This window comes from Pseudomonas sp. FDAARGOS_761, from assembly GCF_013343155.1.
Lineage (GTDB): Bacteria > Pseudomonadota > Gammaproteobacteria > Pseudomonadales > Pseudomonadaceae > Pseudomonas > Pseudomonas aeruginosa.
Genome location: NZ_CP054572.1, coordinates 2250327 through 2274146, shown reverse-complemented (window position 1 = coordinate 2274146; position 23820 = coordinate 2250327). Strand labels below are relative to the sequence as shown.

Genomic DNA, 23820 nt, shown 5'->3' with positions numbered 1-23820 from the left:
CGGCGGCCGCCCTGTCCACTCAGCGTCATCGGCTGGCCTTCTGGCGTTAGCCGGTCGCCCAGCCCATGGCTACAGTGCAGGTTCGCCAGGCAGCCAGAAGACTGCCGTGTGTTCCCCGATCCTGCAGAGCGTGCCCATGTCCCGACCGCGTTTCCTTCCGGATAACTTCACCCTGGCGCTGATCGCCACCGTCCTTCTCGCCACTTTCCTGCCCTGCAGCGGCCAGACCGCCGTGGTCTTCGAATGGGTGACCAACATCGGCATCGGCCTGCTGTTCTTCCTCCACGGCGCCAAGCTGTCGCGCCAGGCGATCGTCGCCGGCATGACCCACTGGCGCCTGCACCTGCTGGTGTTCGCCTGCACCTTCGTGATGTTCCCGCTGCTCGGCCTGGCGCTGAAACCGGCGCTGTCGCCGATGGTCACCCCGGAGCTGTACCTCGGCATCCTGTTCCTCTGCGCCCTGCCGGCCACGGTGCAATCCTCCATCGCCTTCACCTCGCTGGCGCGCGGCAACGTGCCGGCAGCGGTATGCAGCGCTTCCGTGTCGAGCCTGCTCGGCGTATTCCTCACCCCGCTGCTGGTCAAGCTGCTGCTCGGCGCCGAAGGCGAGACCGGCAACGCGCTGGACGCCATCGGCAAGATCACCCTGCAACTGCTGGTACCCTTCATCGCCGGCCAGGTCCTGCGGCGCTGGATCGGCGCCTGGGTGGAGCGCAACAAGCCGGTGCTACGCTATGTCGACCAGGGCTCGATCCTGCTGGTGGTCTACACCGCCTTCAGCGCCGCGGTGATCCAGGGTCTGTGGCACGAAGTACCCTGGCTGGCGCTGCTCGGCCTGACCGTCGCCTGCTGCGTGATCCTCGCCCTGGCCCTGGTGCTGACCACGGTGCTGGCGCGACGCCTGGGCTTCAGCAAGGAAGACGAGATCACCATCGTCTTCTGCGGTTCGAAGAAGAGCCTGGCCACCGGCGTGCCCATGGCCAAGGTGCTGTTCGCCACCAGTGCGGTGGGGCCGATGGTGTTGCCGCTGATGCTGTTCCACCAGATCCAGCTGATGGTCTGCGCGGTGCTCGCGCAACGCTACGCCAGGCGCCGCGACGACGCAGCGGCGGCGCTGGCCGAGGCCCCCTCGCGCTGAGCGCGAAAATGAAAGAAGCCGGCCCTGGGGCCGGCTTCTTCGTTCAGACGCGGCTCAGCGCGTCGGCGTGCGCAGGGTGACGAACTCTTCCGCCGCGGTCGGGTGGATGCCGATGGTCTCGTCGAACGCCTGCTTGGTCGCCCCGGCCTTCATCGCCACCGCGATACCCTGGAGGATCTCGCCGGCCTCGGCGCCGACCATGTGGCAGCCCAGCACCCTGTCGTCGTGGGCATCCACGACCAGCTTCATCAGGGTCTTTTCCTGGTCGTCGGTAAGGGTCAGCTTCATCGGCCGGAAGCGGCTCTCGAAGATCTTCACCTTGTGCCCGGCGCTCAGCGCCTCCTCCTCGGTCAGGCCGACGGTGCCGATGTTGGGCAGGCTGAACACCGCGGTGGGAATCAACTTGTAGTCCACCGGACGGTACTCCTCCGGCTTGAACAGCCGCCGCGCCACCGCCATGCCCTCGGCCAGCGCCACGGGGGTCAACTGGACGCGACCGATCACGTCGCCCAGGGCGAGGATCGACGGCTCGCTGGTCTGGTAATGCTCGTCGACCGCGATGAAGCCCTTGTCGGTCAGCTTCACTCCGGTGTTTTCCAGGCCAAGGTCATCCAGCATCGGCCGCCGCCCGGTGGCATAGAACACGCAGTCCGCCTCCAGCACCCGGCCGTCCTTGAGGGTCGCGGCCAGGCTGCCATCGGCCTGTTTGTCGATACGGGCGATGTCGCTGTTGAACTGCAGGTCCAGGCCCTTCTTGCCCAATTCGTCGCGCAGGTGTTCGCGGACGCTGCGGTCGAAGCCGCGCAGGAACAGGTCGCGACGGTAGAGCAAGGTGGTCTCGGCGCCGAGCCCGTTGAAGATCGAGGCGAACTCGACGGCGATGTAGCCGCCGCCGACCACCAGCACGCGGCGCGGCAGGCGCTCGAGGAAGAACGCTTCGTTGGAGGTGATCGCGTGTTCCTTGCCGGGAATGTCCGGCACCTGCGGCCAGCCACCGGTGGCGACGAGAATGTGCTTGGCGCTGAAGCGCTGGCCGTCCACCTCGACGTTGTGCGCATCGAGCAGACGGGCGTGACCTTCGAGCAAGGTCACCCCGCTGTTCACCAGCAGGTTGCGGTAGATCCCGTTGAGCCGCTGGATCTCGCGGTTCTTGTTGCCGATCAGGGTCGCCCAATCAAACTGCGCCTCGCCGGCGCTCCAGCCATAGGCCCGGGCCTGCTCGAAGTCCTCGCTGAAATGCGCGCCATAGACCAGCAGCTTCTTCGGCACGCAGCCGACGTTGACGCAGGTGCCACCCAGGTAGCGACTCTCCGCCACCGCGACACGGGCACCGAAGCCGGCGGCGAAGCGGGCGGCGCGTACGCCCCCGGAGCCGGCGCCGATGACGAACAGATCGAAATCGAAAGACATGTTCCTACTCCTGGATCAGATGCGTTCCAGCATAACCCATTCACCAGCGTCGGCTCCCGCCGGATCGACGCAGAAACCTGTCGAAACGGCTCAGCGCAGGGCCTGGCAGGCGATGGGCTATGCTTGTCCGTGGAGGTAAGCGCGATGTCCCCCACCCTCACCCACCTGGCGCTGCACGTCCCCGACCTCGACGCCTGCATCGCCTTCTACGAAACCTTCTGCGGCATGCGGGTGATCCACCGGCGCCCCGGCAAAGGCTCGCAGATCGTCTGGATGGCCGAACCCGGCCAGGAACAACGCTTCATCTTCGTCATCATGCCCGGCGGCCAGCCGCGCAACCTGGCCAGCGACGATTACAGTCATTTCGGCTTCGCCCTCTCCAGCCGCGCCGCGGTAGACGATCTGGCGCGCCGCGCCGAGGCCGCCGGCTGCCTGGTCTGGGCGCCGCGCGACGAGCCCTATCCGGTCGGCTACTACTGCGGCCTGCGCGATCCCGCGGGCAACTACGTGGAGTTCAGCTACGGCCAGCCGCTGGGCCCGGGTTCCGAGGCGCTGCCGATTCCCTGACCGGGCGCGGAGGCGCCGCGTGGCCCAGGCCAGGCTGGCGGGGTTATTCGCCCAACGCCAACAACGCCACGCCCGCCGACAGCTCAGGTAGGGCGGATACCCCATGGCCGTTCGCCCCATACGAAAAACGCCGCGCCCCCATCGGGGACGCGGCGTTCTTCATCGGGAACGGCGAGGCTCAGTGAGCCTTGCCGGTCTTGTAGAGGTTTTCGTAGCAGAAGTTGGTCGCCTCGATGTAACCCTCGGCGCTGCCGCAGTCGAAACGCTTGCCCTTGAACTTGTAGGCCAGCACGCAGCCGTCCTGGGCCTGCTTCATCAGGGCATCGGTGATCTGGATCTCGCCGCCCTTGCCCGGTTCGGTCTGCTCGATCAGGTCGAAGATGTCCGGGGTCAGGATGTAACGGCCGATGATCGCCAGGTTCGACGGCGCCTCTTCCGGCTTCGGCTTCTCGACCATGGTGTTCACCCGGAAGATATCGTCGCGGATCATCTCGCCGGCGATCACGCCGTACTTGTTGGTCTCTTCCGGCGGCACTTCCTGGATCGCCACGATGGAGCAGCGGAACTGGTTGTACAGCTTGACCATCTGCTTCAGCACGCTGTCGCCTTCGAGGTTCAGGCACAGGTCGTCGGCCAGGACCACGGCGAACGGCTCGTCGCCGATCAGCGGACGACCGGTGAGGATGGCGTGGCCGAGGCCCTTCATCTCCACCTGGCGGGTGTAGGCGAAGGTGCACTCGTCGATCAGCCGACGGATGCCGACCAGGTACTTTTCCTTGTCGGTGTTGCGGATCTGGTGTTCCAGCTCGTAGCTGATGTCGAAGTGGTCTTCCAGCGAACGCTTGCCGCGGCCGGTGACGATGCCGATCTCGGAAAGGCCGGCTTCCAGCGCCTCCTCCACCGCGTACTGGATCAGCGGCTTGTTCACCACCGGCAGCATTTCCTTGGGCATGGCCTTGGTGGCCGGGAGGAAACGAGTGCCGTAACCGGCGGCCGGGAAAAGACATTTCTTGATCATGAGAATCCTTCGACATGGACGAAGTATGCGGATGGCGCGCAGTCTAATCAGGCTGCGCTCGCCTTACAATGCCCGGCCCTTGGACGTCCTATGCCCTGGTAGATGAAGCCCAGTTCCGCCATCCGCGCCGGTGCGTAGAGATTCCGACCGTCGACCAACAGGGGAGTTCGCATGGATCCACGGATTTTCTGGAAGTCCGGCTGGCGGAACTGTTTCCACTCGGTCACCAGCACCAGGGCATCGGCGCCCTCGACGGCGGCGTAGGGCGAGTCGTGGAGCGTCAACTGGGCGCACGCCAGCGCGTCCGGATAGCGTGCCGCGACCCCGGCGTTGGCCACCGGGTCATGGGCCCTGACCCGCACCCCGTGGCGCAGCAGTGCCTCCAGCAGGACCAGGCTCGGCGCCTCGCGCAGGTCGTCGGTACCCGGCTTGAAGGCCAGCCCCCAGAGCGCCACCGTGCGCCCTTGCCAGCGTCCCTGGAACAGTTCGCCGAGGGTCTCGAAGAGCAGTTCCTTCTGCCGCGCGTTGCGCGCTTCCACCGCACGCAGTATCTGGCTATCGAAGCCCTGTTGCTCGGCGCTGCGGATCAGCGCGCGGACGTCCTTGGGAAAGCACGAGCCGCCGTAGCCGCAGCCGGCGTAGATGAAATGGGTGCCGATGCGCTTGTCGCTGCCCATGCCGCGGCGCACGTCCTCGATGTCGACGCCGGTGAGGGCGCACAGCCCGGCCATCTCGTTCATGAAGGAAATCTTGGTGGCGAGGAAGGCATTGGCCGCGTACTTGCTGAACTCGGCCTCGCGACGCCCCATCAGCAGGACCCGCTCGTGATTGCGCAGGAACGGCGCGTAGAGCTGGCGCAGGGTTTCCCCGGCCTGCGCCTCGGCGCTGCCGATGATGACCCGGTCTGGGCGCCTGAAGTCGTCCACCGCCGAGCCTTCCTTGAGGAACTCCGGATTGCTCGCCACCGCCACCCGGAAGCGCTTGCGCCGGCGCGCCAGGCCCAGGCGGATGATCTCTTCGACCCGTTCGGCGGTGCCCACCGGCACGGTCGATTTGTTGACCACGATGCAGGCCTGGCGCAGTTGCGCGCCAAGTTGCTCGGCGACCGCCATCACGTGGCTGAGGTCGGCCGAGCCGTCCTCGCCGCACGGCGTGCCGACGGCGATGAACACCACTTCGGCGTCGGCCAGGCCTTCCGCCAGGCTGGCGGTGAAGGTCAGGCGGGCGGCGTCCAGCTGATCGCGCAGGATGCTTTCCAGGCCCGGTTCGTAGATCGGCATCTCGCCGCGTCTCAGCCGCGCGACCCGCTCGCGGTCACGCTCCACGCAACGCACCTGGTTGCCCATCTCGGCGAAACAGGCCGCCGTCACCAGTCCCACATAGCCCGCACCAATCACGCATAGCCGCATGGCGTCGTCCTCCGCTGGCCTCGCCCTCTCTCTGCGGACGATTGCAGCCAAGCGCGGTGGCAGGCGCGTGACGCTGGCGTGAAGCTACCGTGACAGAACCCGCGCGGATGCCCGGGGTCCACCCAAGGTAGGCGGAGAAAACGGGAGGTTCCCATGTCCATCGAAATCGATTCGGAACAAGGCATCTGCAGCGTGGAGATCGAAGGCAGCCGGCATCGCGCGCCGGTCGACAGCCTGCGCATCGGTACCGACGCCGAGGCGCGCCTGTCGGTGCTCTACATCGACGGCAAGCGCCTGCACATCAGCGAGGAAGACGCCCAGCGGCTGGTGGTCGCCGGCGCCGAGGACCAGCGCAGGCACCTGATGGCGGACGATTGACGCCCTCAGGCGTCCGCCAGCAACAGGTAGGGAGAACTGCGCAGGCTGTCGAGGCCGGCGCGGAACATGCGTTCGGCGCGGTTCCAGGGATCGTCGCGCAGGCGCTCGGTCCAGGCCAGGGTGCCGCAGATGCCGTCCCAGAGCGATTGCAGATAGATGCTGGCCAGCTCGACGTCCAGCCGCGCCGGCAGTTCGCCGCGCTCCACCGCCCGGCGGATCTGCCGGAGGCCGAAGCGTTGCCCCTGCTTCTCGAGCAGCTCGCGGCGGCGCAGCAGCGGCTCGTTCTCGTCGCTGCGTTCGCACTTGAGGTAGAGGATCTCCAGCACCCGCTGCACCGAACCGGGCTCGCAGCACTGGCGGAGAAAGCCCATGCCGGCGCGCAGGAGGATATCCAGCGCCGGCACCCTGGCGTTTTCGTCGGGTACCTCAATCTGGCCGAAGGCGCGGTCGCACATCGCCAGGCAGACCTCGATCTTGTTCTTGTAGTGGCCGTAGACCGCACCGCGAGAAACCCCGGCGGCGTCCGCCAGGTCGGCCATGGCAGTAGTGCCCACGCCCTTTTCCAGGAAAACCCGCTCGGCGGCATCGAGTATGCCGTCGCGGGTTTTCTGGGATTCCTCTTTGGTTTTCCTGGCCACTGAACGTCCTCACAAGGGAAAGGCGCCGCAGATCATAAGGATATGTTACAGAAACGCCAATTAATTAATCACTCATGATTGATTATATGCTACTGTCGCGCCGCTCGTGAGTTGCGGTGCCCTTTCCCGGGCAAGCTCGCGAGTTCACGAATCGAGGGACACCCATGCACATCCAATGGACCGGCTCGCTGCGCGGGCTGCTGGCGGCCCTGGTCGCCCTATTCCTGCTGGGCTGCGAAGAAGCAGCGGACACCGGGAAGACTGCGGAGGCCCCCGCCGAGGTCGGCGTGATCGTCGCCAGGCCGGCGCCCATCGGCATCACCAGCGAGCTGCCCGGACGCCTGGAAGCGTACCGCCAGGCTGAAGTGCGGGCGCGCGTCGCCGGCATCGTCACCCGTCGCCTGTACGAGGAAGGCCAGGACGTCCGCGCCGGCACCGTGCTGTTCCAGATCGACCCTGCGCCCTTGAAGGCGGCCCTGGACATCAGCCGCGGCGCCCTGGCCCGGGCCGAGGCCAGCCACGCGGCGGCGGCCGACAAGCTCAAGCGCTACGCCGACCTGATCAAGGACCGCGCCATCAGCGAACGCGAGTACACCGAAGCGCAGACCGACGCGCGCCAGGCCCTGGCGCAGATTGCCTCGGCCAAGGCCGAACTGGAGCAGGCCCGCCTGCGCCTGGGCTACGCCACGGTCACCGCGCCGATCGACGGCCGCGCGCGGCGTGCGCTGGTCACCGAAGGCGCGCTGGTCGGCGAGGACTCGCCGACACCGCTGACCCGCGTCGAGCAGATCGATCCGCTCTACGTGAACTTCTCCCAGCCGGCCGGCGAAGTCGCCGCCATGCAGCGGGCGATCCGCGAAGGCCAGGTGAAGGGTGTCGCCGACAAGGACATCGCCGTGCGCCTGGTCCTGGCCGACGGCAGCGAGTACCCGCTGGCCGGCGAGCTGCTGTTCTCCGACCTGGCGGTCGACCCCGGCACCGACACCATCGCCATGCGTGCCCTGTTCCGCAATCCGCATCGCGAATTGCTGCCCGGCGGCTACGTGCAGGTGCGCCTGCAGCGCGCGGTGAACCCGCAGGCGATCACCGTCCCGCGCGACGCGCTGATCCGTACCGCCCAGTCCGCCGTGGTCAAGGTGGTCAACCCACAGGGCGTGGTGGAAGACGTGGAGGTCCGCGCCGACACCCTGCAGGGCCGCGACTGGATCATCAGCCGCGGGCTCAAGGGCGGCGAGCGGGTGATCGTCGAGAACGCCGCCCAGCATGCCGCCGGCTCCAGCGTCCAGGCGGTGGTCCGCCAGCCGGCCAGCGCCGACGCCCCCTCACCGCTGGCCGCGTCGCCGGCGGGCCAGTGACGGAGAACGCTACGAATGGCTCGTTTCTTCATTGACCGGCCGGTCTTCGCCTGGGTGATCTCCCTGCTGATCGTGCTCGCCGGGGTCCTGGCGATCCGCTTCCTGCCGGTCGCCCAGTACCCGGACATCGCGCCGCCGGTGGTCAACGTCAGCGCCAGCTATCCCGGCGCCTCGGCCAAGGTGGTCGAGGAAGCGGTGACCGCGATCATCGAGCGCGAGATGAACGGCGCGCCCGGCCTGCTCTACACCAAGGCCACCAGCAGCACCGGCCAGGCTTCGCTGACCCTGACCTTCCGCCAGGGCGTGAACGCCGACCTCGCCGCGGTGGAAGTGCAGAACCGCCTGAAGATCGTCGAGTCGCGCCTGCCCGAGTCGGTGCGGCGCGACGGCATCTATGTGGAGAAGGCGGCGGACAGCATCCAGCTGATCGTCACCCTCACCTCCTCCAGCGGCCGCTACGACGCCATGGAACTGGGCGAGATCGCCTCGTCCAACGTGTTGCAGGCGCTGCGCCGGGTGGAGGGCGTGGGCAAGGTCGAGACCTGGGGCGCCGAGTACGCCATGCGCATCTGGCCCGACCCGGCCAAGCTGACCTCGATGAACCTCAGCGCCAGCGACCTGGTCAACGCCGTGCGCCGGCACAACGCCCGCCTCACCGTGGGCGACATCGGCAACCTCGGGGTCCCCGACTCGGCGCCGATCAGCGCCACGGTGAAGGTCGACGACACCCTGGTGACGCCCGAGCAGTTCGGCGAGATTCCGCTGCGCATCCGCGCCGACGGCGGCGCGATCCGCCTGCGCGACGTGGCCCGCGTCGAGTTCGGCCAGAGCGAGTACGGCTTCGTCTCGCGGGTCAACCAGATGACCGCCACCGGCCTGGCGGTGAAGATGGCGCCCGGCTCCAACGCGGTGGCCACCGCCAAGCGCATCCGCGCCACCCTCGACGAGCTGTCGCGCTACTTCCCGGAGGGCGTGAGCTACAACATCCCCTATGACACCTCGGCGTTCGTCGAGATCTCGATCAGGAAGGTGGTCAGCACCCTGCTCGAGGCGATGCTGCTGGTGTTCGCCGTGATGTACCTGTTCATGCAGAACTTCCGCGCCACCCTGATCCCGACGCTGGTGGTGCCGGTGGCCCTGCTCGGCACCTTCACGGTGATGCTCGGCCTGGGCTTCTCGATCAACGTGCTGACCATGTTCGGCATGGTCCTGGCGATCGGCATCCTGGTGGACGACGCGATCATCGTGGTGGAGAACGTCGAGCGGCTGATGGCCGAGGAAGGCCTGTCGCCGCACGACGCCACGGTCAAGGCGATGCGCCAGATCAGCGGTGCCATCGTCGGCATCACCGTGGTGCTGGTCTCGGTATTCGTGCCGATGGCGTTCTTCAGCGGCGCGGTGGGCAACATCTACCGCCAGTTCGCGGTGACCCTGGCGGTCTCCATCGGCTTCTCGGCGTTCCTCGCGCTGTCGCTGACCCCGGCCCTGTGCGCCACCCTGCTGCGCCCGATCGACGCCGACCACCATGAGAAGCGCGGCTTCTTCGGCTGGTTCAACCGCGCCTTCCTGCGCCTGACCGGACGCTACCGCAACGCGGTGGCCGGCATCCTCGCCCGGCCGATCCGCTGGATGCTGGTCTACGCCCTGGTCATCGGCGTGGTCGCCCTGCTCTTCGTGCGCCTGCCGCAGGCGTTCCTGCCGGAAGAGGACCAGGGCGACTTCATGATCATGGTGATGCAGCCCGAAGGTACGCCGATGGCGGAGACCATGGCCAACGTCGGCGACGTCGAGCGCTACCTGGCGGAGCACGAACCGGTGGCCTACGCCTATGCGGTCGGCGGCTTCAGCCTGTACGGCGACGGCACCAGCTCGGCGATGATCTTCGCCACCCTGAAGGACTGGTCGGAACGCCGGGAGGCCAGCCAGCACGTCGGCGCCATCGTCGAGCGCATCAACCAGCGCTTCGCCGGCCTGCCCAACCGTACGGTGTATGCGATGAACTCGCCGCCGCTGCCGGACCTGGGTTCCACCAGCGGCTTCGACTTCCGCCTGCAGGACCGTGGCGGGGTTGGCTACGAGGCCCTGGTCAAGGCCCGCGACCAGTTGCTGGCGCGCGCCGCCGAGGACCCGCGCCTGGCCAACGTGATGTTCGCCGGCCAGGGCGAGGCGCCGCAGATCCGCCTGGACATCGACCGACGCAAGGCGGAGACCCTCGGCGTGAGCATGGACGAGATCAACACCACCCTGGCGGTGATGTTCGGCTCGGACTACATCGGCGACTTCATGCACGGCAGCCAGGTGCGCAAGGTGGTGGTCCAGGCCGACGGCGCCAAGCGCCTGGGCATCGACGACATCGGCCGGCTTCACGTGCGCAACGAGCAGGGCGAGATGGTCCCGCTGGCGACGTTCGCCAAGGCCGCCTGGACCCTCGGCCCGCCGCAACTGACCCGCTACAACGGCTATCCCTCGTTCAACCTCGAGGGCCAGGCCGCGCCGGGCTACAGCAGCGGCGAAGCCATGCAGGCGATGGAGCAATTGATGCAGGGCCTGCCCGAGGGCATCGCCCACGAGTGGTCCGGCCAGTCCTTCGAAGAACGCCTGTCCGGCGCCCAGGCGCCGGCGCTGTTCGCCCTCTCGGTGCTGATCGTGTTCCTCGCCCTAGCCGCCCTCTACGAAAGCTGGTCGATCCCGCTGGCGGTGATCCTGGTGGTGCCGCTGGGCGTGCTCGGCGCACTGCTCGGGGTGAGCCTGCGCGGTCTGCCCAACGACATCTACTTCAAGGTCGGCCTGATCACCATCATCGGCCTCTCGGCGAAGAACGCCATCCTCATCATCGAGGTGGCCAAGGACCATTACCAGGAAGGCATGAGCCTGCTGCAGGCGACCCTGGAGGCCGCGCGCCTGCGCCTGCGACCGATCGTCATGACCTCGCTGGCGTTCGGTTTCGGCGTGGTCCCGCTGGCGCTCTCCAGCGGCGCCGGTTCCGGCGCCCAGGTCGCCATCGGCACCGGGGTGCTCGGCGGGATCGTCACCGCCACGGTACTCGCGGTGTTCCTGGTACCGCTGTTCTTCCTGGTGGTCGGGCGCCTGTTCCGGTTGCGCAAGGCGCCGCGCACCGGCAACTCGCCCCAGATCCCCACGGAGCAAGCCTGATGCCCCTAGCGAAACTCTCGCTCCCCACCCTGGCACTGTGCGTCGGGCTGCTCGGCGCCTGCCCGCCGACGTCTCGCCAGCCGCGCGCGGCCCCCATCGTTCCGGCCAACGGCCCCGACCTTCGGGGCAAGCTGGACGACTGGCAACAGCAGTTCACCGACCCGCTGCTGCGACAGATGATCGGCTACGCGCCGGCGCTATCCGGCGCGCAAGCCTGAATTCCGCCGTCCTTTTCCCACCCTAGTCGGCCGCCGGCAGCGCTCGGCTGAAGCGGTAGAACAGGTTCGGCTCGCTGACCACGTACAGGCTGCCCCGGTCGTCCATCGCCAACCCTTCGGCCTGCGGCACGTCGTCCGTCAGGCCATGGTTGCCACCACGCAGGGTCAGGCTGCCGAGCGGATCCCCGGCGCGATCCAGTTCGATGACCACCCGCGACTCGTCGGAAAGCACCAGCAGGTGATCGCTGGCCTTGTCGTAGTAGAGGCTCGACAGATCGGTGAGGAACAACCCGCGATCGCGCTGCGGGTCGCCGCCGACGCTCAGGTCGAGCGCCTCGCCGCGGTCGTTGAAGAAGCCGTTTACCTCGATGATGCCCACCGGCGCCTTTTCCCGGGCCACGAACAGGCGCTCGCGCAGCGGGTCGTAGGCCAACCCCTCGAAGCCCTTGTTGCGCTTGTTTGCACTGCCCAGGGAGAACTTCCGGGCGTTGCGCGGATCGTCGATGTCGATCACCCGGGTGTCGGCGTCGACATGGATCTCTACCAGGCGTTGGCGACGCTCCTCGGCGACCACGTAGACGCCGGGCCGGATGTACTCGATAGCCTCCGGATCCTGGAAACCGCGCAGGGGGATGCGTCGCAGCAATTCGCCGTCCAGCGACAGCTCGAGGAAATGCGGGTCCTGGTTGGTCACGCTGACCAGGCTGCGCCGGCTGGGGTCGAAGGACAGCGCCGAGACGTTGGACTCCGCGCCCAGCACGCGGGCTTCGATATCGACCCGATAGTCGGCCAGGCGCAGGGCGTTCTCGCGCGCAACATCGCCGCCGTAGCGCTGCTCCAGCTTGAACCAGATGCGCTCGAACGCGCGCTGCTGCTGACCCGCCACCAGCAGCGCAAGCAACGCGGCGAGCAGGCAAGCCAGCAGCGTCCTGTAGGTCATCAGCCGACTCATCGTTACGACTCCTCCGAGAAACACAGTGTTCGGCGAAGCAGAACAGAGCCATCCGTGCCCTTTCATGAGGCGCCGATTAAATCTTTCTGACAAGTATCTTTCACGGCTGTCATTTTTCCCCCGTTCCAGGCGTTGACAGGATTTCGGTGCAGCTTTACGTTAACGTAAAGGTAAACAAGCAGGTGCCTGCGCATGTCCACCACCTACACCATCTCCGATCTCGCCCGCGAACTGGACATCACCACCCGCGCCATCCGCTTCTACGAGGAGCAAGGCCTGCTCTCCCCCGAGCGACGCGGCCAGGAACGCATCTATTCGCCGCGCGACAAGGTCAGCCTGAAGCTGATCCTGCGCGGCAAGCGCATCGGTTTTTCCCTCGCCGAATGCCGCGAACTGATCGAGCTCTACGACCCGGACCCGAGCAGCGGCAACCAGAAGCAGTTGAACACCATGCTGGAGAAGATCGCCGAGCGCCGCGCCCAGCTGGAACAACAGTTGCTGGACATCGAACAGATGCAGCTGGAACTGGATACTGCCGAGGAGCGCTGTCGAGCGGCGCTGATCAAAAGCTATAACAAACAAACAGTTGCAACATAAACCTCATTCGAAGCTTTAAACCGGACAAGCACAATTACAGGTGAAAGCATGACCTATCCCAGCCTCAACTTCGCCCTCGGCGAAACCATCGACATGCTCCGCGACCAGGTCCGCGGCTTCGTCACCGCCGAACTGCAGCCGCGCGCCGCGCAGATCGACCAGGACAACCAGTTCCCCATGGACATGTGGCGCAAGTTCGGCGAGATGGGCCTGCTCGGCATCACCGTCGACGAGGAGTACGGCGGTTCGGCGCTGGGCTACCTGGCACACGCCGTGGTCATGGAAGAGATCAGCCGGGCCTCGGCCTCGGTGGCGCTCTCCTATGGCGCGCATTCCAACCTCTGCGTCAACCAAATCAAGCGCAACGGCAACGCCGAACAGAAGGCCCGCTACCTGCCGGCCCTGGTGTCCGGCGAACACATCGGTGCGCTGGCGATGAGCGAACCCAACGCCGGCTCCGACGTGGTCTCGATGAAGCTGCGCGCGGACCGGGTCGGCGACCGCTTCGTTCTCAACGGCAGCAAGATGTGGATCACCAACGGTCCCGATGCTCATACCTATGTGATCTACGCCAAGACCGACGCGGACAAGGGCGCGCACGGGATCACCGCGTTCATCGTCGAGCGCGACTGGAAAGGCTTCAGCCGCGGGCCGAAGCTGGACAAGCTGGGCATGCGCGGCTCGAACACCTGCGAACTGATCTTCCAGGACGTCGAGGTGCCCGAGGAGAACGTCCTCGGCGCGGTCAACGGTGGGGTCAAGGTACTGATGAGCGGCCTCGACTACGAGCGCGTGGTGCTTTCCGGCGGCCCGGTGGGAATCATGCAGGCGTGCATGGACGTGGTGGTGCCGTACATTCATGACCGCCGCCAGTTCGGCCAGAGCATCGGCGAATTCCAGCTGGTCCAAGGCAAGGTGGCCGACATGTACACCGCCCTCAACGCCAGCCGCGCCTACCTGTACGCCGTGGCCGCCGCCTGCGACCGCGGCGAGACGACCCGCAAGGACGCCGCCGGGGTGATCCTCTACAGCGCCGAGCGCGCCACCCAGATGGCCCTGGACGCGATCCAGATCCTCGGCGGCAACGGCTACATCAACGAGTTTCCCACCGGCCGCCTGTTGCGCGACGCCAAGCTCTACGAGATCGGCGCCGGCACCAGCGAGATCCGCCGCATGCTGATCGGCCGCGAGCTGTTCAACGAAACCCGCTGAAGCCTCGCTCTTCCCGGCCCTTTTCCGCCAGGGAGAGGGCATTCCATTGCATCGACAGGCGCATCGCCAGGTCGGGAGCGGGCGCCAACCGCTTCCGCCCGCCTCGACACGGAGCCACCGCCATGGCCATCCTGCACACCCAGATCAATCCACGCTCCGCCGAGTTCGCGGCCAACGCCGCGACCATGCTGGAACAGGTCAACGCCCTGCGCACCCTCCTCGGCCGCATCCACGAAGGCGGCGGTAGCGCCGCCCAGGCCCGGCACAGCGCGCGCGGCAAGCTGCTGGTGCGCGAACGCATCAACCGCCTGCTCGACCCCGGCTCGCCGTTCCTCGAGCTTTCCGCCCTCGCCGCCCACGAAGTCTACGGCGAAGAGGTCGCCGCCGCCGGCATCGTCGCCGGGATCGGCCGGGTCGAAGGGGTGGAATGCATGATCGTCGGCAACGATGCCACGGTGAAGGGCGGCACCTACTATCCGCTGACCGTGAAGAAACACCTGCGAGCCCAGGCCATCGCCCTGGAGAACCGCCTGCCATGCATCTACCTGGTGGACTCCGGCGGCGCCAACCTGCCGCGCCAGGACGAGGTGTTCCCCGACCGCGAGCACTTCGGCCGGATCTTCTTCAACCAGGCCAACATGAGTGCCCGCGGCATCCCGCAGATCGCCGTGGTGATGGGCTCCTGCACCGCCGGCGGGGCCTATGTGCCGGCGATGTCCGACGAGACCGTGATGGTGCGCGAACAGGCCACCATCTTCCTCGCCGGGCCGCCGCTGGTGAAGGCCGCCACCGGCGAGGTGGTCAGCGCCGAGGAGCTTGGCGGCGCCGACGTGCACTGCAAGGTCTCCGGGGTCGCCGACCACTATGCCGAGGACGACGACCACGCCCTGGCCATCGCTCGCCGCTGCGTCGCCAACCTCAACTGGCGCAAGCAGGGCCAGCTGCAATGCCGTGCGCCGCGCGCACCGCTGTACCCCGCCGAGGAGCTGTACGGGGTGATTCCCGCCGACAGCAAGCAGCCCTACGACGTGCGCGAAGTGATCGCACGGCTGGTGGACGGCTCCGAGTTCGACGAGTTCAAGGCGCTGTTCGGCACCACCCTGGTCTGCGGCTTCGCCCACCTGCACGGCTATCCGATCGCCATCCTGGCCAACAACGGGATCCTCTTCGCCGAGGCCGCGCAGAAAGGCGCGCACTTCATCGAACTGGCCTGCCAGCGCGGCATCCCGCTGCTGTTCCTGCAGAACATCACCGGTTTCATGGTCGGCCAGAAGTACGAGGCCGGCGGCATCGCCAAGCACGGCGCCAAGCTGGTGACCGCGGTGGCCTGCGCGCGGGTGCCGAAGTTCACCGTGCTGATCGGCGGCAGCTTCGGCGCCGGCAACTACGGCATGTGCGGACGCGCCTACGACCCGCGCTTCCTGTGGATGTGGCCGAACGCGAGGATCGGCGTGATGGGCGGCGAACAGGCCGCCGGGGTGCTCGCCCAGGTCAAGCGCGAGCAGGCCGAGCGCGCCGGCCAGCAGCTCGGCGTCGAAGAAGAGGCGAAGATCAAGGCGCCGATCCTCGAGCAGTACGAGCACCAGGGCCATCCCTACTACTCCAGCGCGCGACTGTGGGACGACGGCGTGATCGATCCGGCGCAGACCCGCGAGGTGCTCGCCCTGGCGCTTTCCGCCGCCCTCAACGCCCCCATCGAGCCGACCGCCTTCGGCGTGTTCCGCATGTGACGAGCAGACCAGCATGAGCGAATTCCAGACCATCCAGCTTGAGATCGACCCGCGCGGCGTAGCCACCCTGTGGCTGGACCGGGCGGAAAAGAACAACGCCTTCAATGCCGTCGTGATCGACGAACTGTTGCAGGCCATCGACCGCGTCGGCAGCGACCCGCAGGTCCGCCTGCTGGTGCTGCGCGGCCGTGGCCGGCACTTCTGCGGCGGTGCCGACCTGGCCTGGATGCAGCAGTCGGTGGACCTCGACTACCAGGGCAACCTGGCCGACGCCCAGCGCATCGCCAAACTCATGACCCATCTCTACAACCTGCCCAAGCCGACCCTGGCGGTGGTCCAGGGCGCGGTGTTCGGCGGCGGGGTCGGCCTGGTCAGTTGCTGCGACATGGCCATCGGCAGCGACGAGGCGACCTTCTGCCTGTCCGAGGTGCGCATCGGCCTGATCCCGGCGACCATCGCCCCGTTCGTGGTCAAGGCCATCGGCCAGCGCGCCGCGCGACGCTATTCGCTGACCGCCGAGCGCTTCGACGGACGCCGCGCCAGCGAACTGGGCCTGCTCAGCGAAAGCTGTCCCGCCGCCGAACTGGAAAGCCAGGCCGAGGCCTGGATCGCCAACCTGCTGCAAAACAGCCCGCGCGCCCTGGTCGCCTGCAAGGCGCTCTACCATGAGGTCGAGGCCGCCGAGCTGAGCCCGGCGCTGCGCCGCTACACCGAGGCGGCCATCGCCCGCATCCGCATCAGCCCGGAAGGCCAGGAAGGCCTGCGCGCCTTCCTGGAGAAACGCACGCCCGCCTGGAGAAACGACGCATGAACCCGGACTACCGCAGCATCCAGCGCATCCTGGTCGCCAACCGCGGCGAGATCGCCTGCCGGGTGATGCGCAGCGCGCGCGCCCTCGGCATCGGCAGCGTCGCCGTGCACAGCGACATCGACCGCCACGCCCGCCACGTCGCCGAAGCCGACATCGCCGTCGACCTGGGCGGCGCCAAGCCCGCCGACAGCTACCTGCGCGGCGACAGGATCATCGCCGCCGCCCTCGCCAGCGGCGCCCAGGCGATCCATCCCGGCTACGGCTTCCTCTCGGAGAACGCCGACTTCGCCCGCGCCTGCGAGGAAGCCGGCCTGCTCTTCCTCGGACCGCCGGCGGCGGCCATCGACGCCATGGGCAGCAAGTCGGCGGCCAAGGCGCTGATGGAAGAAGCCGGCGTGCCGCTGGTGCCCGGCTACCACGGCGAAGCCCAGGACGCCGAGACCTTCCGCCGGGAAGCCGGAAGGATCGGCTACCCGGTGCTGCTCAAGGCCGCCGCTGGCGGCGGCGGCAAGGGCATGAAGGTGGTGGAGCACGAGGCCGAGCTGGCCGAGGCCCTTTCCTCCGCCCAGCGCGAGGCCAAGGCCGCCTTCGGCGACGCGCGGATGCTGGTGGAGAAATACCTGCTGAAGCCGCGCCACGTGGAGATCCAGGTATTCGCCGACAGCCATGGCCACTGCCTGTACCTCAACGAACGCGACTGTTCGATCCAGCGCCGCCACCAGAAGGTCGTCGAGGAAGCCCCCGCCCCCGGTCTCGGCGCGGAACTGCGCCGGGCCATGGGCGAGGCCGCGGTACGTGCGGCGCAGGCGATCGGCTACGTCGGCGCCGGCACCGTCGAATTCCTCCTCGACGAACGCGGCCAGTTCTTCTTCATGGAAATGAACACCCGCCTGCAGGTGGAACACCCGGTCACCGAGGCCATCACCGGCCTCGACCTGGTCGCCTGGCAGATCCGCGTCGCTCGCGGCGAGGCGCTGCCGCTGACACAGGAACAGGTGCCGCTGAACGGCCACGCCATCGAAGTGCGGCTCTACGCGGAAGACCCCGAGGGCGGTTTCCTCCCCGCCAGCGGCCGCCTGGCGCTGTACCGCGAAGCGGCCGCCGGCCCCGGCCGGCGGGTCGACAGCGGGGTACGCGAAGGCGACGAGGTCTCGCCGTTCTACGACCCGATGCTGGCCAAGCTGATCGCCTGGGGCGAAACCCGCGAGGAAGCCCGCCAGCGCCTGCTGGCGATGCTGGCGGAAACCTCGGTCGGCGGCCTGCGCACCAACCTGGCATTCCTCCGCCGCATCCTCGGCCATCCGGCGTTCGCCGCCGCCGAACTGGACACCGGTTTCATCGCGCGCCACCAAGACGACCTGCTGCCGGCGCCGCAAGCGCTGCCGGAACACTTCTGGCAAGCCGCCGCCGATGCCTGGCTGCAGAGCGAAGCGGGCTACCGTCGCGACGACGACCCGTATTCGCCGTGGAGTCGCAACGACGGCTGGCGCAGCGCCCTGGCGCGGGAGTCCGACCTGATGCTGCGCTGCCGCGACGAACGCCGCTGCGTCCGCCTGCGCCACGCCAGCCCCAGCCAGTATCGCCTCGACGGCGACGACCTGGTCAGTCGGGTGGACGGTGTCACCCGTCGCTCGGCGGCGTTGCGCCGCGGACGCCAGTTGTTCCTCGAATGGGAGGGCGAACTGCTGGCCATCGAAGCCGTCGACCCGATCGCCGAGGCCGAGGCCGCCCATGCCCACCAGGGCGGTTTGAGCGCGCCGATGAACGGCAGTATCGTGCGGGTCCTGGTCGAGCCCGGCCAGACGGTCGAAGCCGGCGCCACCCTGGTGGTGCTGGAGGCGATGAAGATGGAACACAGCATCCGCGCGCCCCACGCCGGGGTAGTGAAGGCGCTGTATTGCAGCGAGGGCGAACTGGTCGAGGAAGGCACGCCGCTGGTGGAGCTGGACGAGAACCAGGCCTGACAGCCAAGACGAGGAACAGCATGAACCTGCCGAAGAAGGTCCGCCTGGTGGAGGTCGGTCCGCGCGACGGACTGCAGAACGAGAAACAGCCGATCGAGGTGGCCGACAAGATCCGCCTGGTCGATGACCTGAGCGCCGCCGGCCTGGACTACATCGAAGTGGGCAGCTTCGTCTCGCCCAAGTGGGTGCCGCAGATGGCCGGCTCGGCCGAGGTGTTCGCCGGCATCCGCCAGCGTCCCGGCGTGACCTACGCGGCGCTGGCGCCGAACCTGAAAGGCTTCGAGGCGGCGCTGGAGTCGGGGGTGAAGGAAGTGGCGGTGTTCGCCGCCGCGTCGGAAGCCTTCTCCCAGCGCAACATCAACTGCTCGATCAAGGACAGCCTGGAGCGCTTCGTACCGGTGCTGGAGGCGGCGCGCCAGCACCAGGTGCGGGTGCGCGGCTACATTTCCTGCGTGCTCGGCTGTCCCTACGACGGCGATGTCGATCCGCGCCAGGTCGCCTGGGTCGCCCGCGAACTCCAGCAGATGGGCTGCTACGAGGTGTCCCTGGGCGACACCATCGGCGTCGGCACCGCCGGCGCCACCCGCCGGCTGATCGAGGCGGTGGCCAGCGAGGTTCCCCGCGAGCGCCTCGCCGGGCACTTCCACGACACCTACGGGCAAGCCCTGGCGAACATCTACGCCAGCCTGCTGGAAGGCATCGCGGTATTCGACAGCTCGGTGGCCGGCCTCGGCGGTTGTCCCTACGCCAAGGGCGCCACCGGCAACGTCGCCAGCGAAGACGTCCTCTACCTGCTGAACGGCCTGGAGATCCATACCGGGGTCGACATGCACGCCCTGGTCGACGCCGGCCAGCGCATCTGCGCGGTGCTCGGCAAGAGCAACGGGTCGCGAGCGGCGAAGGCGTTGCTGGCCAAGGCCTGAGAAGCGGCGGATAACCGCGAGCGGTTATCCGCCCTACCCGACGTCGCGCCCAGGCTCGGAGACTGCGTCATCCACCCTGGGTGCCGTCATACCCCATCCGCCAACTGATAGCCCGAGTCGTCGCAAGCAGCCGTTCCGCCGCTGGCCCCTGCTCCTCGGCCTGGAAGATGCTCGCCGGGCCGACCACCGTGAGCACCGCCGCCACCCGCCCGCGGGCATCGAACACCGGCGCCGAGAGCGCTTCCACCCCAGGCATCAGCAGCCCATGGATCGCATGCAGGCCGCGCGCGCGGATGCCCTCCAGCAGCACCGCATAGGCCGCCGGGTCGGCCAGCGGATGGTCGGCGCGCCCGGCCAACTCTTCCTCGCGCAGCTCGGCCACCTCGCGTTCCGGCAGGAACGCGGCGAACACCAGGCCGGTGGACGAACCGAGCAGCGGCAGCACCGAGCCGACCTGGGTGACCACCGTCACCGCGCGCACCGCCTGTTCCACCTGTACCACGGTGGCGCCACGGTTGCCCCAGACGGCGAGGAAGCAGGTCTCGTTGAGCACGTCGCGCAGCTCGGCCAGCGGCGCGGCGGCGCTCTTCAGCACGTGCATGCTGTCCAGCGCCGCCAGGCCCACGCGCAGCGCCTCGCGCCCCAGCGAGTAATGATTGGTGGAGGCGTCCTGGACCGCGAAGCCGCTGGCGATCAATGCCTGCAGATAGCGATGGACCTTGCTCGCCGGCATCCCCACATGCTCCGCCAGGCGCGACAGCGAGGTCGCCGGGGAGAGTTCGGCGAGGGCCTTGAGGATATCGGTACCGACTTCGGCGGAGCGGACCTTCTGCTTGCCGGAGGTTCCGGCGGGACTGCTGTTCTTTTCCATGGACGCGGGTTCCTGCGGGCGGGGCCGACGTTATAGCTTGACGCTGCCTTCCACTCAAATTACGTTATGCGTAATTGAATTACGATAAAAATAACGCAGCCAGCGTGCCAGGTCCCCGGCGGATCGGCGGCAAGCTGCCCCCACTCCCCGGAGGCCTCAGATGAACCTCGACTCCACTGCCCTCGCCTATCAATCGGGCTTCGGCAACGAATTCAGCAGCGAAGCGCTCCCCGGCGCCCTGCCGGTCGGCCAGAACTCCCCGCAGAAAGCGCCCTACGGCCTGTACGCCGAACTGCTCTCCGGCACCGCCTTCACCATGGCTCGCAGCGAGGCCCGGCGCACCTGGCTATACCGCATCACGCCGTCGGCCAAGCATCCGCCGTTCCGCCGCCTGGAACGACAGATCGCCGGTGCCGAACTGGATGCGCCGACCCCCAACCGCCTGCGCTGGGACCCGCTGGCACTGCCCGAGCAGCCCACCGACTTCCTCGACGGCCTGCTGCGCATGGCCGCCAACGCGCCCGGCGACAAGCCCGCCGGCGTGAGCATCTACCAGTACCTGGCCAACCGCTCGATGGAGCGTTGCTTCTACGACGCCGACGGCGAACTGCTGCTGGTCCCGCAGTTGGGCCGTCTGCGCCTGTGCACCGAACTCGGCGCGCTGCAGGTCGAACCGCTGGAGATCGCGGTGATCCCGCGCGGGATGAAGTTCCGCGTCGAGCTGCTCGACGGCGAGGCACGCGGCTATATCGCCGAGAACCACGGCGCGCCGTTGCGCCTGCCCGACCTCGGCCCGATCGGCAGCAATGGCCTGGCCAATCCGCGCGACTTCCTGGCCCCGGTGGCGCGCTACGAAGACAGCCGCCAGCCGCTGCAACTGGTGCAGAAATACCTCGGCGAGCTGTGGGCCTGCGAGCTTGACCACTCGCCGCTGGACGTGGTCGCCTGGCACGGCAACAACGTGCCCTACAAGTACGACCTGCGCCGCTTCAACACCATCGGCACGGTCAGCTTCGACCACCCGGACCCGTCGATCTTCACCGTGCTGACCTCCCCCACCAGCGTCCATGGCCTGGCCAACATCGACTTCGTGATCTTCCCGCCGCGCTGGATGGTGGCCGAGAACACCTTCCGTCCGCCATGGTTCCACCGCAACCTGATGAACGAGTTCATGGGCCTGATCCAGGGCGCCTATGACGCCAAGGCCGGCGGCTTCGTGCCCGGCGGCGCCTCGCTGCACAGTTGCATGAGCGCCCACGGCCCGGACGCGGAAAGCTGCGACAAGGCCATCGCCGCCGACCTCAAGCCGCACAGGATCGACCAGACCATGGCCTTCATGTTCGAGACCAGCCAGGTCCTCCGGCCGAGCCGTGCCGCCCTCGAGACGCCGGCCCTGCAGAATGACTACGATGCCTGCTGGGCGTCGCTCGTATCCACCTTCAACCCGCAACGGAGATAACCCCATGAACCAGCCAACCCCCACTCGTAGCTGGGTCGCCTCCGCCAATGGGCATGCCGACTTTCCCCTGCAAAACCTGCCGCTGGGCATCTTCAGCCGTGCCGGCCTGAGCCCGCGTTGCGGCGTGGCCATCGGCGACTCGATCCTCGACCTGGACGCGGCGCTGGCCGCCGGCCTGTTCGAGGGGGCCGCCGGCGAAGCCGCCGAAGCCACCCGCGGCGGCGCGCTGAACGCCTTCTTCGCCCTCGGCAAACCGGCCCGCGTGGCGCTGCGCCAGCGCCTGCTGGAGCTGCTCGGCGAAGGCGCAGCGGAGCGCCCGGAGCTGCTCCATGCGGCCGCCGAGTGCCAAATGCACCTACCGGCCAGGATCGGCGACTACACCGACTTCTACGTCGGCATCCGCCATGCCGAGAACGTCGGCAAGCTGTTCCGCCCGGACAACCCGCTGCTGCCCAACTACAAGCACGTGCCCATCGGCTACCACGGCCGCGCCTCGACCGTGCGCGTCTCCGGCAGCGAAGTGCGCCGGCCCAACGGCCAGACCCTGCCGGCCGGCGCCAGCGAGCCGGTGTTCGGTCCCTGTGCGCGTCTGGACTACGAACTGGAGCTAGGCATCTGGATCGGCCAAGGCAACGCCCTCGGCGAAGCCATCCCGGTTTCCCGCGCCGCCGAGCACATCGCCGGCTTCTGTCTGCTCAACGACTGGTCGGCGCGCGACATCCAGGCCTGGGAATACCAGCCGCTCGGCCCGTTCCTGTCGAAGAGCTTCATCACCAGCGTTTCGCCCTGGGTGGTCACCGCCGAAGCCCTGGAGCCGTTCCGCCGCGCCCAGCCAGCGCGCCCCGAAGGCGACCCGCGGCCGCTGCCGTATCTTTACGACGACAACGACCAGGCCCACGGCGCCTTCGACATCGAGCTGGAGGTCCTGCTGCTCACCGAGGGCCTGCGCGAGAAAGGCCTGCCGCCGCAGCGCCTGACCCTGAGCAACAGCTTGAGCATGTACTGGACGGTGGCGCAGATGGTCGCCCACCACAGCGTCAATGGCTGCCAGTTGCAGCCCGGCGACCTGTTCGGCTCCGGCACCCTGTCCGGCGCCGAGCCCGGCCAGTTCGGCTCGCTGCTGGAGATCACCGCTGGCGGCAAGCAGCCGGTGCAACTGGCCTCCGGCGAGACCCGGCGCTTCCTCGAGGACGGCGACGAGGTCATCCTCCGCGCCCGCTGCAAGCGCGAGGGACACGTCTCGATCGGTTTCGGCGAATGTCGCGGCAAAGTGCTCGCGGCCCATCCGGGGGCGCGCGGATGAAGCTCTATACCTACTACCGTTCCACCTCCTCCTACCGGGTGCGCATCGCCCTGGCGCTGAAGGGGCTGGACTACCAGTCGCTGCCGGTCAACCTGGTCCGCGACGGCGGCGAACACCGCCAACCCGCCTACCTGGCGCTCAACCCGCAGGGCCGCGTACCGGCCCTGCAGGTCGACGAGGGCGAGCTGCTGATCCAGTCGCCGGCGATCATCGAGTACCTCGAGGAGCGCTACCCGCACCCCGCCCTGCTCTCCAGCGATCCGCTGCGCCGCGCCCACGAGCGCGGAGTCGCGGCGCTGGTCGGCTGCGACATCCACCCGTTGCACAACGCCAGCGTGCTCAACCTGCTGCGCCAGTGGGGACACGACGAAGAGCAGGTCCGGCAGTGGATCGGCCACTGGGTCGGCCAGGGTCTCGCCGCCGTCGAGCAACTGATCGGCGACCAGGGCTGGTGCTTCGGCGACCGGCCGGGCCTGGCCGACGTCTACCTGATCCCGCAGCTCTACGCCGCCGAACGCTTCGGCGTAGCGCTGGACGCCTGGCCACGGATCCGCCGGGTCGCCGACCTGGCCGCCGCCCATCCGGCGTTCCGCCAGGCCCATCCGGCCAACCAGCCGGACACCCCGGCCGCCTGAGGGACCGCAGAGTCCCGCTCCTGAAGATAAAGGGGGGCGTCCGCCGGACGCCCCATCACCAATAAGAACCTCAGGTACC

Annotated in this window: 21 protein-coding genes; 15 read left to right on the top strand and 6 right to left on the bottom strand. The window is 68.0% G+C overall.

All coding sequences use genetic code 11. From position 1 onward, the window contains the following. The first annotated feature begins 136 nt into the window (after positions 1-136). Positions 137-1138 carry a bile acid:sodium symporter family protein gene (locus FOC67_RS10740; protein WP_003128792.1) on the top strand — a complete coding sequence of 334 codons (1002 nt, stop codon included), beginning with the start codon at positions 137-139 and terminating at the stop codon, positions 1136-1138. Positions 1139-1192: 54 nt separating this feature from the next. Here the strand turns inward: FOC67_RS10740 and gorA are convergent, their stop codons facing one another. Further along, positions 1193-2548: a glutathione-disulfide reductase gene (gorA, locus tag FOC67_RS10735; RefSeq protein ID WP_003128794.1), complete on the bottom strand. Its 1356-nt coding sequence runs from the start codon at positions 2546-2548 to the stop codon at positions 1193-1195. A 144-nt stretch (positions 2549-2692) separates the two neighbouring features. Here gorA and FOC67_RS10730 point away from each other — a divergent pair, with 144 nt between their 5' ends. Further along, positions 2693-3115 carry a VOC family protein gene (locus tag FOC67_RS10730; protein WP_003100368.1) on the top strand — a complete coding sequence of 141 codons (423 nt, stop codon included), beginning with the start codon at positions 2693-2695 and terminating at the stop codon, positions 3113-3115. Between the two features lie 178 nt (positions 3116-3293). Here the strand turns inward: FOC67_RS10730 and galU are convergent, their stop codons facing one another. Further along, on the bottom strand, positions 3294-4133 hold the full coding sequence (galU, locus tag FOC67_RS10725) for a UTP--glucose-1-phosphate uridylyltransferase GalU (RefSeq protein WP_003088639.1): 840 nt from the start codon (positions 4131-4133) through the stop codon (positions 3294-3296). A 47-nt stretch (positions 4134-4180) separates the two neighbouring features. Continuing rightward, positions 4181-5542, bottom strand: coding sequence for a UDP-glucose 6-dehydrogenase (locus FOC67_RS10720; RefSeq protein WP_003088636.1), 1362 nt, complete (start codon positions 5540-5542; stop codon positions 4181-4183). A gap of 153 nt (positions 5543-5695) precedes the next feature. Here FOC67_RS10720 and FOC67_RS10715 point away from each other — a divergent pair, with 153 nt between their 5' ends. Further along, positions 5696-5920: a DUF3203 family protein gene (locus tag FOC67_RS10715; RefSeq protein WP_003088627.1), complete on the top strand. Its 225-nt coding sequence runs from the start codon at positions 5696-5698 to the stop codon at positions 5918-5920. Positions 5921-5925: 5 nt separating this feature from the next. Here FOC67_RS10715 and amrR read toward each other — a convergent pair whose 3' ends face one another. Further along, the gene (gene amrR, locus FOC67_RS10710; RefSeq protein ID WP_003088626.1) at positions 5926-6558 is read right to left on the bottom strand and encodes a TetR family transcriptional regulator AmrR; all 633 of its coding nucleotides are present in this window, start codon (positions 6556-6558) and stop codon (positions 5926-5928) included. 164 nt (positions 6559-6722) lie between these two features. On the opposite strand from amrR, the gene mexX reads away from it, so the two are divergent. Genes mexX through FOC67_RS10695 form a run of 3 tightly spaced genes read left to right on the top strand, consistent with a single transcriptional unit; the run spans position 6723 to position 11284 of the window. Further along, positions 6723-7913, top strand: coding sequence for a multidrug efflux RND transporter periplasmic adaptor subunit MexX (mexX, locus tag FOC67_RS10705; protein ID WP_009315624.1), 1191 nt, complete (start codon positions 6723-6725; stop codon positions 7911-7913). A 15-nt stretch (positions 7914-7928) separates the two neighbouring features. Further along, positions 7929-11066, top strand: a complete 3138-nt coding sequence (mexY, locus tag FOC67_RS10700) for a multidrug efflux RND transporter permease subunit MexY (RefSeq protein WP_003088621.1) — start codon at positions 7929-7931, stop codon at positions 11064-11066. Further along, positions 11066-11284, top strand: a complete 219-nt coding sequence (locus FOC67_RS10695) for a hypothetical protein (protein ID WP_003088607.1) — start codon at positions 11066-11068, stop codon at positions 11282-11284. Before mexY ends, FOC67_RS10695 begins: the two co-directional genes overlap by 1 nt. A 22-nt stretch (positions 11285-11306) precedes the next feature. Here FOC67_RS10695 and FOC67_RS10690 read toward each other — a convergent pair whose 3' ends face one another. Further along, entirely contained in the window at positions 11307-12236 is a 930-nt protein-coding gene (locus FOC67_RS10690) for an SdiA-regulated domain-containing protein (protein WP_003088602.1), read from the bottom strand. 192 nt (positions 12237-12428) lie between these two features. Here FOC67_RS10690 and liuR point away from each other — a divergent pair, with 192 nt between their 5' ends. The 6 genes from liuR (at position 12429) to liuE (ending at position 19473) form a co-directional block, all read left to right on the top strand. After that, a complete protein-coding gene (gene liuR / locus FOC67_RS10685) occupies positions 12429-12833 on the top strand; it encodes a liu genes transcriptional regulator LiuR (protein WP_003088601.1) in 405 nt (134 codons plus the stop codon). 48 nt (positions 12834-12881) lie between these two features. Further along, positions 12882-14045 (top strand): isovaleryl-CoA dehydrogenase, encoded by a 1164-nt coding sequence (gene liuA / locus FOC67_RS10680; protein ID WP_003088600.1) that lies wholly within the window; start codon positions 12882-12884, stop codon positions 14043-14045. A gap of 122 nt (positions 14046-14167) precedes the next feature. After that, positions 14168-15775, top strand: a complete 1608-nt coding sequence (gene liuB, locus FOC67_RS10675; RefSeq protein ID WP_003100387.1) for a methylcrotonyl-CoA carboxylase subunit beta — start codon at positions 14168-14170, stop codon at positions 15773-15775. A gap of 13 nt (positions 15776-15788) precedes the next feature. Further along, positions 15789-16586, top strand: a complete 798-nt coding sequence (locus tag FOC67_RS10670; protein ID WP_009315623.1) for a gamma-carboxygeranoyl-CoA hydratase — start codon at positions 15789-15791, stop codon at positions 16584-16586. Next, the gene (gene liuD / locus FOC67_RS10665) at positions 16583-18550 is read left to right on the top strand and encodes a methylcrotonyl-CoA carboxylase subunit alpha (RefSeq protein WP_009315622.1); all 1968 of its coding nucleotides are present in this window, start codon (positions 16583-16585) and stop codon (positions 18548-18550) included. Before FOC67_RS10670 ends, liuD begins: the two co-directional genes overlap by 4 nt. A 20-nt stretch (positions 18551-18570) precedes the next feature. Continuing rightward, positions 18571-19473 (top strand): bifunctional 3-hydroxy-3-isohexenylglutaryl-CoA lyase/hydroxymethylglutaryl-CoA lyase, encoded by a 903-nt coding sequence (liuE, locus tag FOC67_RS10660; protein WP_003088593.1) that lies wholly within the window; start codon positions 18571-18573, stop codon positions 19471-19473. A gap of 67 nt (positions 19474-19540) precedes the next feature. Here the strand turns inward: liuE and FOC67_RS10655 are convergent, their stop codons facing one another. Continuing rightward, entirely contained in the window at positions 19541-20344 is an 804-nt protein-coding gene (locus tag FOC67_RS10655) for an IclR family transcriptional regulator (protein ID WP_009315621.1), read from the bottom strand. A 160-nt stretch (positions 20345-20504) separates the two neighbouring features. On the opposite strand from FOC67_RS10655, the gene hmgA reads away from it, so the two are divergent. From hmgA to maiA, 3 genes are read left to right on the top strand one after another with little or no spacing between them, the layout of a single operon-like run. Continuing rightward, positions 20505-21803, top strand: a complete 1299-nt coding sequence (hmgA, locus tag FOC67_RS10650) for a homogentisate 1,2-dioxygenase (RefSeq protein ID WP_003088587.1) — start codon at positions 20505-20507, stop codon at positions 21801-21803. 4 nt (positions 21804-21807) lie between these two features. Then, positions 21808-23106: a fumarylacetoacetase gene (fahA, locus tag FOC67_RS10645; RefSeq protein ID WP_003111363.1), complete on the top strand. Its 1299-nt coding sequence runs from the start codon at positions 21808-21810 to the stop codon at positions 23104-23106. Continuing rightward, positions 23103-23741 carry a maleylacetoacetate isomerase gene (maiA, locus tag FOC67_RS10640; protein WP_003088582.1) on the top strand — a complete coding sequence of 213 codons (639 nt, stop codon included), beginning with the start codon at positions 23103-23105 and terminating at the stop codon, positions 23739-23741. Before fahA ends, maiA begins: the two co-directional genes overlap by 4 nt. Positions 23742-23820: the final 79 nt, after the last annotated feature.